Annotated in this window: 13 protein-coding genes, 1 pseudogene and 1 riboswitch; of the genes and pseudogenes, 5 read left to right on the top strand and 9 right to left on the bottom strand. The window is 38.6% G+C overall.

Going from position 1 to position 12,204, the window contains the following annotated elements; translation table 11 throughout:
- Nucleotides 1-68: 68 nt before the first annotated feature.
- Entirely contained in the window at nt 69-731 is a 663-nt protein-coding gene (locus H514_RS0102745; protein WP_231566575.1) for a DUF3889 domain-containing protein, read from the top strand.
- Between the two features lie 361 nt (nt 732-1,092).
- Here the strand turns inward: H514_RS0102745 and H514_RS0102735 are convergent, their stop codons facing one another.
- On the bottom strand, nt 1,093-1,467 hold the full coding sequence (locus H514_RS0102735; RefSeq protein ID WP_027445557.1) for a hypothetical protein: 375 nt from the start codon (nt 1,465-1,467) through the stop codon (nt 1,093-1,095).
- A 1,316-nt stretch (nt 1,468-2,783) separates the two neighbouring features.
- On the opposite strand from H514_RS0102735, the gene cspD reads away from it, so the two are divergent.
- Nucleotides 2,784-2,984: a cold-shock protein CspD gene (gene cspD, locus H514_RS0102730; protein WP_027445556.1), complete on the top strand. Its 201-nt coding sequence runs from the start codon at nt 2,784-2,786 to the stop codon at nt 2,982-2,984.
- A gap of 60 nt (nt 2,985-3,044) precedes the next feature.
- Here the strand turns inward: cspD and H514_RS0102725 are convergent, their stop codons facing one another.
- Both H514_RS0102725 and H514_RS0102720 read right to left on the bottom strand, forming a co-directional pair.
- Nucleotides 3,045-3,986: an arginine deiminase family protein gene (locus tag H514_RS0102725; protein ID WP_027445555.1), complete on the bottom strand. Its 942-nt coding sequence runs from the start codon at nt 3,984-3,986 to the stop codon at nt 3,045-3,047.
- Between the two features lie 274 nt (nt 3,987-4,260).
- Nucleotides 4,261-4,440 (bottom strand): hypothetical protein, encoded by a 180-nt coding sequence (locus tag H514_RS0102720; protein WP_027445554.1) that lies wholly within the window; start codon nt 4,438-4,440, stop codon nt 4,261-4,263.
- Nucleotides 4,441-4,584: 144 nt separating this feature from the next.
- On the opposite strand from H514_RS0102720, the gene H514_RS0102715 reads away from it, so the two are divergent.
- A complete protein-coding gene (locus tag H514_RS0102715) occupies nt 4,585-5,541 on the top strand; it encodes an LptM family lipoprotein (protein ID WP_027445553.1) in 957 nt (318 codons plus the stop codon).
- Nucleotides 5,542-5,578: 37 nt separating this feature from the next.
- Here H514_RS0102715 and H514_RS0102710 read toward each other — a convergent pair whose 3' ends face one another.
- The 3 genes and pseudogenes from H514_RS0102710 to H514_RS0102700 all read right to left on the bottom strand — a co-directional run bounded on the left by H514_RS0102710 (nt 5,579) and on the right by H514_RS0102700 (nt 8,019).
- Complete coding sequence (locus tag H514_RS0102710) at nt 5,579-6,349, bottom strand: YqcI/YcgG family protein (RefSeq protein ID WP_027445552.1); 771 nt, start codon at nt 6,347-6,349, stop codon at nt 5,579-5,581.
- A 66-nt stretch (nt 6,350-6,415) separates the two neighbouring features.
- Nucleotides 6,416-7,059 (bottom strand): annotated as a pseudogene (locus H514_RS22385) (LysE family transporter).
- Nucleotides 7,060-7,380: 321 nt separating this feature from the next.
- A complete protein-coding gene (locus H514_RS0102700; RefSeq protein WP_027445551.1) occupies nt 7,381-8,019 on the bottom strand; it encodes a spore coat protein in 639 nt (212 codons plus the stop codon).
- 188 nt (nt 8,020-8,207) lie between these two features.
- Here H514_RS0102700 and H514_RS0102695 point away from each other — a divergent pair, with 188 nt between their 5' ends.
- A complete protein-coding gene (locus H514_RS0102695; RefSeq protein WP_027445550.1) occupies nt 8,208-8,735 on the top strand; it encodes a CotY/CotZ family spore coat protein in 528 nt (175 codons plus the stop codon).
- 179 nt (nt 8,736-8,914) lie between these two features.
- Here the strand turns inward: H514_RS0102695 and queE are convergent, their stop codons facing one another.
- The 3 genes from queE to queC are packed head-to-tail and all read right to left on the bottom strand — an operon-like array spanning nt 8,915 to nt 10,792.
- Complete coding sequence (gene queE / locus H514_RS0102690; protein ID WP_027445549.1) at nt 8,915-9,646, bottom strand: 7-carboxy-7-deazaguanine synthase QueE; 732 nt, start codon at nt 9,644-9,646, stop codon at nt 8,915-8,917.
- The gene (gene queD / locus H514_RS0102685; protein ID WP_027445548.1) at nt 9,639-10,127 is read right to left on the bottom strand and encodes a 6-carboxytetrahydropterin synthase QueD; all 489 of its coding nucleotides are present in this window, start codon (nt 10,125-10,127) and stop codon (nt 9,639-9,641) included. The genes queE and queD overlap by 8 nt, the downstream gene beginning before the upstream one ends.
- The gene (queC, locus tag H514_RS0102680; RefSeq protein ID WP_027445547.1) at nt 10,124-10,792 is read right to left on the bottom strand and encodes a 7-cyano-7-deazaguanine synthase QueC; all 669 of its coding nucleotides are present in this window, start codon (nt 10,790-10,792) and stop codon (nt 10,124-10,126) included. The genes queD and queC overlap by 4 nt, the downstream gene beginning before the upstream one ends.
- A gap of 54 nt (nt 10,793-10,846) precedes the next feature.
- A riboswitch (PreQ1 riboswitch) is annotated at nt 10,847-10,891 on the bottom strand.
- A 138-nt stretch (nt 10,892-11,029) separates the two neighbouring features.
- Between queC and H514_RS22380 the strand changes: the two genes are divergently transcribed.
- The gene (locus H514_RS22380) at nt 11,030-12,157 is read left to right on the top strand and encodes a DUF2515 family protein (RefSeq protein WP_051255004.1); all 1,128 of its coding nucleotides are present in this window, start codon (nt 11,030-11,032) and stop codon (nt 12,155-12,157) included.
- Nucleotides 12,158-12,204 lie beyond the last annotated feature (47 nt).

Below are 12,204 nucleotides of genomic sequence, written 5' to 3'. Positions count from 1 at the left end.
TCATGAGCCAAGCTGTCTACATCATACCTTATCAATAGTGGAGAATGTCTACCGAAGGAGGAGTTTGCATGATGTACGCTTATGATCAATATGGAAATCCGTATGTATACAGTCCTTACCCTATTGCTTATGTACCTCAACCTTATAACCCGTATCAACGAGGCTATTATCCGAATTTTTATTACCGTCAACAATCCGTTCAAGGTCAAGCATCTTGGACAGAGGGTGGGGCTGATACCGCATGTAATACACCCTGGTCTACAAACAACTATATGACCACTGCTGTTAGTGAAAATTCACCTTACAAGTGTGGTCAAAAATTAAAAGTAAAAAACCTTTCTTCCAATAATCAAAAAGAAATTACGGTAACCGTAGTGGATAAGGTACCCAACTATCCAGAAAACAAAATTAACCTGCACCGCAAAGCCTTTCAAGCATTAGGAGCCAATCTTGATGCTGGAATCATTAACGTACAAATCACACCTATTTCACCTGAACAAGAAAGCAGTGAATGGGGAAAGTACTTAATGAATGTGACGCAAACAGCTTATCCAAATTATCAAATCACGGATTATAAATCGGTTTCAAAGACTGAGGTGTCGAGTAACCAAACCAAAGAAGTTTATGAATTCACGCTCCAATCTCCACAAGAAACCTTAAAAGTTCAGGGTAGTGTGACGTATAATCCTCAAACAGGGCGTGTTGCTTCATTTGATTTGAAAGAAGTGTAATGCTTTAGGAGAACCGAGCTCGCGGTGGTGAGCTCGGTTTTGTTTTGAAGACTTGGAACTGGGGTGAGTTGGGAGCAGTATGATGGGGGCGGGGACTCTATTCGGAAAAATAATCTCTTTCAGAATGGAGTTTTTCCTTATGTAACCTCTATTCGGAATAATTGATCTCATCTAGGATCGAATTATTCCATATCAAGCCCCTATTCGGAATAATTACCTCTTTCAGGATTGATTTTTTCCGTATGCCCTCCCTCCCCCATCTTTTTGGTTGGACCTTATTCCACATACTGCCCTATCACTGACTCCCCCTCAGATTAAATATAAAAAACCAGGCTGCAACTTCAGCAACCTGGCCTCTTCCTTATGAAGTATCCACTTTTAAATTTTTAAACACGTTCACTACAAAAACAATCACACTAATGGCTAATACATTACTCCCCACAATGACAAGAAGTAACAAAGATTCATTCCCATAAAGCAAGAATCCAAGCCCTAACATAAATAACGGGAGCGACAGATTATGGAGCCAAAAGTGGGCTTTACCTAATTTGTTGTTCGCCAATTGCGGGAAATAGTGATATAAAAGTCCGAAAAGTGCCATTGAAACCCAGCCGACAAGGTTGATATGTGCATGTACGCCCATTAAGGCATGGTCATGAGCCATCTCCATAAAGATTCCTAATCCAATCCCAATTAAAAAGTATATCGTAGCTAATTTGATAAAACGGATCCCCATTGAACTCCTCCTTCCAATGAAATTAGACCTACTATATCTATACAAAAAAAGCTAATAAAATAGACGTAAAAACTTAGTATACAAATAAAAACCTCTCCTCCTCATCGCAAATTGTGATGAAGAAGAGAGGTTAATGGTTCAGTTCTGGATTTGTCATTCTTTAGCGCACCCCTTACCTAATCGTTTTTCAGTACTGCTTTTATCGAAGTCGACGCTCACTTATTAGATATTCTAATTCCATTTCATGAATATTCATCTAATTACCTCCTTCGTTTTCAGTTAACAGCTTACTTCGGGCGACGTTCTTCTACTTGCTGCCCCAATGCAAATTCGTTTAACATGGCTCATCTCTCCTTGTTTTCTTGTTAATTTAAGTATATCTCTCAGTACATTTTTTCTTAACGGTACCAAGCACGAACTTCTCTCAGACTTCAGGAGGATGAGGGAGTCAGACCAGAAGAATAACTTGTTTAATTCACATCAAAAAAAACCTCCCCTCTTCACGAAAGCTTGAGAAGAAGAAAGGTTATTCATGTTCTTTATTCTTTTTATTCCCCATAACGCACCCCTTACGATTAGTGATTTGAAACCTAATTCTCTTTATCGAGGGCGACGTTCACTAATTAAATATTTTAGTTCATGTTCATTTACAACCATTATGCTCACCACCTGTTTAGTTTGTTAAGCACTTATTTGGGACGACGTTCTTCTATTTGATGACTTAGTTCAAATTCATTAAACATGTTTTATCTCTCCTTGTTTTCTTGTTAGTTTAAGTATATCCATGATCGCTTTCCTTCTTAACGGCATCGAGCACGAACTTCCCTCATACTTCAGGAGGATAAAGACTTCAGACCTATTCCAGAGACTTGATTCAAAGACATCACAGATTAGCTTGTACGAATCATGGAAAATCATGCATCGGAACATAAATTTTCCTGAAATTTGTAACTCAACTTTCTTATCACTCGACCTTTAACACAAATGGATTATTCTCTAGAACCTGGGAGGTACCGTGTTGTTAAAGAATTTGATATGGAGGAGAAAAGTGCTTCATTCCCTTTAGCTGCTGAATTTAAGCTTACAAAATAAATGCTAAAAACCCTTGTCATGAAGCCATTTTGAGAGGATAATTAAAACTTTTTTCGTCAGATGTTTGCATTCCTTGGTTCATCTGTTATAATAAAATTACATTATTTTTGTTCGGGTAATGATTATTGAAAGAGAAATGATTCAGTAGTGATTGTCATCTTGAATAATTGTGTAGAGCAAGAATAGTAATATATCGTGCTAAGTTAGCACCTGGAGGAATTGAAATGAACAAAGGTACAGTAAAATGGTTTAACGCAGAAAAAGGCTTCGGTTTCATCGAAGTTGAGGGTGGAGACGATGTATTCGTTCACTTCTCTGCAATTCAAGAAGAAGGTTTCAAATCACTAGAAGAAGGTCAAACTGTTACATTCGACATCGAAGAAGGTAACCGTGGACCACAAGCTTCTAACGTAGTTAAGCAGTAGTCTTACTACCAACAAAGGACTTCTCATAATGAGAAGTCCTTTTTTAATGCTCTTTTATTGTTAAGAACGTACAAGTGGCAATGTCATACATCGAATGCCACCTCCGCCCTTTTCCAACTCTTCTACATCAATTTTGATCACTTGCTTCTTTTTTAAATTTAATTCTTTTGAAAATATCCTCTGATTGGCCTGGCTGCTCACCAAAATGGTTTCTGGATCTAGATTAAGAAAATTGATATCCGATACGGTGTTGCTCACATTAGATGTGTACATCGCTTTAATATGATGACGAGCCAGAAAATCATGTAGCATCATATATTGTTTCCCTTCTCTAGTGACCACCTGCACAGGCAAATAACGCATATATGACCTAGCTAGCAACATGTCATCTCCCACCATATTGCAATTCATATCTAAATGAAGGGTATCGGCTCTTCTAGGTAAATCAATTATTCCAATTTCCGAAAAACCAGCATTAAATATGGCTTGTTTGTTGTGTTCTAAACTTTCGATACTTGTCCTTAAACCAACATTAATGAAGACTGCATCACGGTTTAAGATCAATACATCCCCAAATTCCATAGGATGCTTTTGCTCAGAACCTACATACAAAAACACATCTTCTTCAAACCAATTCTTCATCACCTGATGAGCTTGAACATATTCTGGTTTCCGCATCGAAGTTCCTGCTCCCCCGGGTAAAACCGTTTCACCAAATACACATGCCAGGTCCCGAACAAAATATCGATTTAATAACTTTTCATTTAAATCTCGAGACTCTTTTGGTAAATAGTCGGCATAATCAATGACTTTCGTTCCTGCTCTTTCCAAAGCACGCACCATTTTTTCATGGTTCTTGTACGCTTTTTTTCGATCAACAGGTTTCTCCCATTGTACATCTGTAGCAGTTTGCTGATCAGGAACATCCCAAACAGAAGGCGCCGTTACGACCACAGTTTTCAGCTCACCATGTTCATTCCAACAATTCGGATTTATTGTCATGTCATCATTCTCCTTAAAAGAAAACTCTCCAACTTTACCTTTTCCATCGAGAGAAAAAACATGCTAAAGGCTGCACTTTAAAACCAAATTAATCAACCTAAAGAAAACTTTCCGATTGGCAAGCCTTAAAGGCGCAGACAGAGGCTTAGCCATAGCTTATACTTCATACTTTCAAAATTTTCTCTACGTCGAATTGCTCCATTGCTAAAATTTTATACTTTCTTAACGCGTAAAAAAGAAGAGGAAGATTTTATTCAATCTCCCCCCTCTTTCTCTATTGATCCTTTGATTTCCCATAAATATTAAAACCTAAAATGACGATCGCGACTGTAACTAAGGAAAACAACCAAAACAAATCAATATCCATGGTAGCTTCTAGAATTTCAATGATGATGTTGGTCAATACGAGACCAAAAAACAAAATTTCTTTCAGGCTTGGTTTTCTTTTAAACAAGGTCTAATGCTCCTTCATGGTTGCGAATTCAATATTCTCTATTTTAGCAGATCTATCAAAAAGGAAAAAATTTCTCATTCCTATAATTATTACAATCATGTTACATTAGTTCTCGGTGTAAATAACATACAGGGGGGAGTCAACATGAAAAAAATATTAAGTTTACTATCTGTAACAGCACTATTATTCGTACTTACCGCTTGCGGACAGTCAGCAAAAGAAACATATGTCCAAGCCTATCAAGGGTTTATGGATGCCAAAACATATGAAACAAGTTCAACGATTGACGTAAACGTTCAGTCAGAAGATATGAACAACGCGCCAAACGCTCAAATGTTCTTAGGCCTCATCAATAATGCTGAATTTCAAGCAGATGTACGTGTTGATACGGAAAAGGAAATGACAGAAGCCGTATTAAATATCAAAACGAGCCAAGGTCCTATGTCTTTCAATCTTGATGTTCCTATGCATATCAACATGAAAAAGCAGAAAGTGTACATCAAAACAGAAACGATTAAACAAGCCATGAGCATGGTACCACTTTTACCTGTTTCACCTGACTTTCAATTTGAAAAAGAGTACGTTGCTTTAGATGCGAGTGCTTCTACGAAAAACGGTGACCAGAAACAACTTCAAGAACAATACAACAAACAAATGATGGACATGATCAAATCACTTTCTGAGGACCAATTCACGAAAAATGAAAATCAGATTGAACTGAACTTAAAAGGAAAACAAGTAAAAGATTTAATCATATCACTAGTTGAATCTTCAATTAAAGAAAATAATCAGTTACCTCAAGGTGCCAGCAAGGAGGACATTGAGAAGAGTCTAGAAGATGTGTCATTCAATAAAGTTTCCATGCAAACGACTATTGAAGATAATCAACTTAAGAAAGAAGAAATCAATATGGAAATGGAAGCTAGTGAAGCTGGTCAACAAGGTTCTATAGCGGTTAATGTAACGAATCAATTTAAGAGTATTAACGAAAGCATCGAATTTACTATGAACCCAACAGAAGAAAATACAATGACTCAAAAACAATTTGAAGAGAAATTAAATCAACTTATGATGAAGTCCATGATGCCAACAGAACAGTAAAATAAAACATGCAAAAGAGCTAAATCCATTAAGAGATTTAGCTCTTTTTTATCCCGAACTCTTTAAACTTCTGCTTCATCCGCATAAACGGACATTTGCTTGGTGTTGAATCATCATCATGTAAAAAGTATTGCTTCCACTCATGATTATCTTTTTGGCCGTACCACTTCAAATCTGGATGCGGCGTCATTCCATCGTAACCCTCAAGTCTCTCCCGAATGACCTTCTTCATTTTTCGTCCTAGTGAAGTGGAATCATTGAGTTCATCAAAAACCCATCGTGGTTGAAAAGCGAGCATGAAGTAAGGAAATGACCGACTTTTGCGTTGGGTATGTGCCGGAGTAGCACAAAACGAGAAATAGGGCTCCCCTTCAAAGCAAAACTCCCACTCATGATGAGATGGATCCTCAGGTATTTCCTCTGGCCACGGCTTTTCGTCTTGTTCATGAACCTGACTCAAAATAGACCAAAATAAGCTTTGATAATGATCAACATCTGTATATCCTTTCTCAAGTTCTCTCGAATCAAAAAATATAACGAGCGAGGCATACTTACCTGTGTCTCGTGAAATGGTTCCGTAAGTTTTTAATAAATGAGCTAGATGTATTATTGTTGCCTTATTTCGAGGATCTCCAGCAAAACCAAAACGCAATGAATCCGCTAGAAAGCCTTGCTTCCCTGGCAGACAAGGATAGGGGTGATTCTCATTAATCATCATGGATGTGAATTGCTCGAACGCTGACCATTGCCAGTGCTCCAGTTGATCAGGTGTTTCCTCTATGCAACTTTTCGTATATAAAGACGACACAAAACGTCCCTCCTTAAGGCTACACGTTTATCCTATTAGGAGAGACTCATCTGGGTGTCTGTCTATTTATAAGAATAATAACTGAAAAGCTTGTGCTCCAAAATACAATCCAAATCCAATCAGGATCACCCCAGCAATAATGGAGATCCATTGTAAAACTTTATGATTAAACCATTTTCTCGCTCCTGTTGCTACACTTGCCATGGTTAAATCCCACAGCGTAATCCCCACAAAGATTCCTGAGCTATAAAGAAGAAGTTGAACATTGCTATATGAATCTGCGGTTTTTGCTAAGACAGAACCATAAATTCCGAGCCAAAATAAAATATTGAGCGGATTTGAAACTGCCATGAAAAATCCTATTCTGAATGATTTCCCTTTTGTTTCACCACGAGCATAGGTTCCACTGGTGCTCGTTGATTTTGAATTCATAATACTCTCCACACCTGTGTAGCCACACCTGTGTAGCATAATACGAAAAATCCGAACAACCAAAGAAACGTTTTGATAAGAGGCGTGTCCAAAAATTGAGCTACACCATAATAAATAAGGAGCATGAATAAGGCATCTGCGATCATGCCTCCTATCCCAACTAGCCATGCGTTCATAAAACCAAATCGTATGCCTTTATCCAGTTGTGCAGCATTAATTGGACCAACTGGAGCTGATAGAGATAAGCCTAATAATATGTAACTAAAGAAAATAGCCATAGGAACCACCTTTAATTCTCTTTTGCACTAAATGTATTCGGACAAGCTGGTATGTATTAACGATTCTTTATTAGGATAGTGACTTCCTCTTCGATTCAGGCGGTTTTTTTTGAGTTCAGGCGATTACGCTAGGATTCAGGCGGTCACACCTTTTATTCAGGCGACCCTCGAGCAGATTCAGGCGCTCCTTATTCAAATTTAGGCAATACTCATTGAAATTCAGGCGCCCCTCCTAGATTCCAAGCTCCCCCACTAAACCACCTGATACCCCAAAAGAAAAGCTGGATATAAGCACATGACTTATACCCAGCTTCACATAATTTACATTAACGGTTTGTTTTGACCTTGTACAGGCGCATAGCTCTGAAGCATGTTATTCATGTCTTGTTGCGCTAGTTGTGGAACTTGATAGTAACCGTGCTTGTTTTGGTAAAGGAAGATCTCGTAACCCATCTCAATTAAGTTCGGTACACTATCCGCAATTTCACGACGTAGTACAGGGTTAGTCATTTCTAGAGACGTCATGGTCATTAGAGATGCTAGGGACTTAACTTGGCCTAACATATAAGCAGATAATCCTTGGTCAGATAATTCTTGAATGGATTGGTTAGGCTTTTTAGGTTTTCCAGGTTTCACACCATAAACGGTATCGTTATTTTGTTGCATTTTGTATTGCTGTGTTGGAACAGTTGGATCCTGTCCAGTTTTGAAACTTTCTACAACGGTGTTGTAAAGCTGTGTCATAAATGTGTATTGACGATTTAAGATGCTTTTCAACTCTTGGTCTTGAATATGTTGATCATACATTTGATATTGGTCCAGCATACTAATAATCGATGCGATGACTTCATGAGCATCAAACATCTCATGTCCACCATGATTCATGTTTTGTTGTTGCATGTTTGGTGGCATCTGCATCCCATTTTGACCCTGCGCATTCATCTGATTCTGATTTGCCATTATGGTCCCTCCTATAAAATCACATTCATGATTAGAATGGCTTGTCACACCAGAATCATGCTAGGGAATTGTTTACTATTTGTTTAACCTTCATCTACATAAACATCACAAAAACATGGACATTCATACAGTCAAAAGGGTTCTCACCTACATAATGTATTATTAAATCGGAAAAAGGAGGATTTTGTATGAGTTGTTCTCATGGTAAAAGTGAGTGTGTTTGTGACACAGTACGAGAAATTGTAAGAGCTCAAGATGCTGTTGAAGACAATTGTTGCGATTCAAGTTGCGAGCAATCAATAAATGATTTGCTTTCTCCTACTGGCGGAAATGGTACAGCAACAACAGTTCCATTTACACTATTATGTAAAGGAACTTGTGAGTATTTTATAGGGAAAGCGATTGCTGAAAAACCATTAGGCGGTTCAGGAGGCACGTTTTTGGATTGTCTGGAATCACCAATCTTCCGCGCCAAAAACTTTGTCGATGAAGATGAATGCTGTGTAAGACTTGAGTTGCTACTTCCAGTTACTGAAGGTAGTTCAGAACCAGGTTCCAAAAAGGATATCTGTGATTTCTTCCCTGGTAGCAGTGTACGTGACCTTGAAGCAACGGGCGTATGCTTTACAGTTGACTTAAACTGTTTCTGTGGAATTCAATGCCTTCCAGCAACTACACCACTGGCTCCGACAGTTTCTAGTGAAAAAGATAGTTAATAACGATTGAAAGTTAAAAAAATCCCCAACAGACTTGTTGGGGATTTTTCCAATTACACGTTAAGATATAAAATTTTTGCAATGGAGCAATTCGACGTAGAGAATTTTGAATGTATGAAGTATAAGTGCAACTAAGCCTCTGTCTGGGCCTTAAAAGGCTTGCATTCGGCAAGTTTTCTTTAAACGCCTCGACTATTTCCCCATACAAATGTATGGAGCTGCGGTAAAACGCGCACGTTATTCATACGGGCATCTTCCATCGTTTTGTTGATCAGCCATTCATATTTATTAAGAAGATCCCTAGTTAAGTTGTCATCATCCGCGGTACTTGTATCATCGTTACCGACTTGTAAAAAGAACGGAACATCAGGATAACGCTCATGAACATGAACAGCATACTCAAAGTCCTCGTCATTAAACACAACAACCTTCAAGCTAGTGTGCTTTTCAACACGATCCTGTGATCTTAACTCATTAATGATCGCATCTAACTTTCCAAAATCGGTTTTCATCATCGAACTTGGCGGTTTTGGTGAGATCGTTAAATCATCAATGTTTCCCATCCAGTCCTGCCATTTAGATCCTTGTGTTTCAAGGGCTACTTCGATTGAATGATCATGCAACTGTTCAACAAGTGCATCCATTCCAGCAAGTAACGCTGGGTTTCCGCCAGAGATCGTAACGTGGTTAAACCGAGTTCCACCGAGTTCCTTTAATTCATTAAAAATGTCATCTGCAGACATCTTACGAATTTCATCTTTCGCGGATCCGTCCCAAGTAAAGGCGGAATCACACCAACTGCAACGATAGTCGCATCCTGCTGTGCGGACGAACATCGTTTTTCGACCAATAACCATCCCTTCCCCTTGAATGGTTGGCCCGAAAATTTCTAATACAGGGAGTTTACTCAACTTCCATCCACTCCCTTTTCACTTCTGCGTAACTTGTTGGCGTTTCAAACAAGCGAACAAATTCAACGCGAGCACCATCGTATTGATCCTCACGATTTTTTAGCGATTCGCTCATCTTTTCATAAATCCAAACCACCATGTTTTCAGCCGACGTATTCATTTTCGGAAGCGTCTCATTCAAGTAACGATGGTCTAGATAAATTTCAATTTCATTTTTCCAGATTTCTTTAATGTCACCAAAATCAATAACAAGACCAATATCATTCACAAAGCCACTGATTCCAAAAACGACTTTGTACGTATGACCGTGAAGGTTTTTACATTTCCCTTCATAGCAATGTAAGTGGTGAGCGGCATCAAAAGTGAACTCTTTGCTTACCATAACGCGTTTGTTATGATACTTAAGCTCAGAACGCTGAATGTCCTGATCAATTTTCTCAAGATCTTCTACAATGCGAAATCCGAACATCCCTTCACTCATGACTTCGCCTCCTCTTCAACAGATGCTAAATACTCATCTAAGCCAGCTCGACGTAATTCACATGCCGGGCATTCGCCACAACCATCGGCAATAACACCGTTATAGCACGTTAGTGTCTTCTCACGTACAAATTCTAGGGCATCCAATTCATCAGCAAGTGCCCACGTTTCTTTTTTGTCTAACCACATTAGAGGTGTGTGAATGACAAAATCCTGATCCATAGATAGGTTCAGTGTTACGTTCAAGGATTTTACGAAGGCATCGCGGCAATCTGGATAACCACTGAAATCTGTCTCACATACGCCAGTGATAATGTGCTTCGCTCCAACCTGGCTTGCTAAGACACCGGCAAAAGACAAGAATAATAGATTTCGTCCAGGTACAAAGGTAGATGGTAGCCCGCCATCTTCCCCGTCTTTCACTTCAATATCATCACGGGTTAACGCGTTTGGCGCAAGCTGATTTAAAAGAGCCATATCTAAAATATGATGTTTAACATTCACTTCTTCTGCGATATTTTTCGCACACTCAATTTCAAGAGCGTGGCGCTGATTATAATTAAAGGTTACAACTTCTACTTCATCAAAATGCTTCATTGCCCAGAATAGGCATGTGGTACTGTCCTGACCACCACTAAATACAACAACTGCTTTTTTATTCATCATGTTGCTTTCTCCTTTGTTAAAAAGAAAAACAGCACACCTAAGACCAGGCATGCTGTTATCTTAGTTTTTTAAAGAGGGTTTAGCTAGAACCTCTCTCGCCGTTTGCGAGCTATTTATATGTCCTTAAAGAATTCTACTAGAGGTTTGGGATTATAGCAAATTGATATTTTTCCCATGCATCATCTTATTGAACAGCTAACCATACAATACTAGTAGACGAAGCCAGAGGAGATGATTATGATTCGTTTCTTTAATGTAATGAAAAAGAATACAAAAGATATCTCACCATTTAAAGAAGCCTTACACGACCATCAACTACACACTTCTCCTACCTTATCTCCCAAAGACAAACATCTCCTCAAAACGATTCAAGACAAAACGCAACTCCTTAACAAAAACAACATCATGCGAACAAAAGCCTACTTGGACTACTATCAAAAACACCCTGAAATCCAATGGTCTCTTCTTGCCCATATGGTTTCCCGTAATGCAGGGTGGAACATGACGGACCTTAAAGGAGAATTCTTGCCGAAACTCTTATCACCAAAAGAACAAAACGATTTCTTTCACATGCTAGAACGTGGGAATTGGCTCATTTTCCAAGATGCCTTCCCTCAACTTCTCCTTTATGAAGAGAGCAAAAGAAAGCAAAAATCGCTCTTTTATCTTCTACCTTATTTCGGCGTATCAGTATTTATGAAAGCAATGTGGGAGCATTTTTGGAAAGAGCCAAATCAAGAACTCCTTTCCATAGCCTTGATTATAAACGAACAACATTACATAGAGGACCGTGTGATTCAAAACCCAACGTACCAGCAATCTGTGTTAGATATACTCGAGTTCCAACTTCAGGATGTATTAAGCATGAATCAAATGCTTTTTCCTTGTGAAGAAAATAATGAAATTAAATTAGTTGGAGCTACCGTTCATCACTTCGCCTCATTATATAAACGTATAGAATTCGGCAAAAGCTTGTACACCCTTTTGTTTTCTGACAAACTTCCTTTCATATCAAAGTGGGCTAAAAATAAGGTTCATACTGGTTCCCGACAAGATTATTGGTCGAATGTTTTCCAGGATAAAAAAGAGGCAGTACCTGGGGTATCTTATCCTCCGCGTTTCAAAAATTGTTCGATTTCCTATAACTATCCTCGCTTCTATAGTCCTCAACTATCTCATGTATGGAAGAAGGTTCATCACACCTCTCCCCAAATAGGAGATTGGTATCACGATGAGGCTGTTGTAGATCTTTTAAATATGAAAGGCATTCCATTTACCGGAGAGATCAAACCTCAGTATTGTGAGACATTAGAACGATTGGACCTAATCGTATCTACCAAAAATTTAATCTTTCCCAAGAGGTAAAGAACGATGGATAGCTTGTCATATTCATCCTATCAACCTCATACATT

It is taken from the genome of Pontibacillus marinus BH030004 = DSM 16465 (assembly GCF_000425225.1).
GTDB classification, from domain to species: domain Bacteria; phylum Bacillota; class Bacilli; order Bacillales; family BH030062; genus Pontibacillus; species Pontibacillus marinus.
Note: the sequence above shows the minus strand (reverse complement) of the source record. Positions and strands in the feature narration are given on the sequence as shown.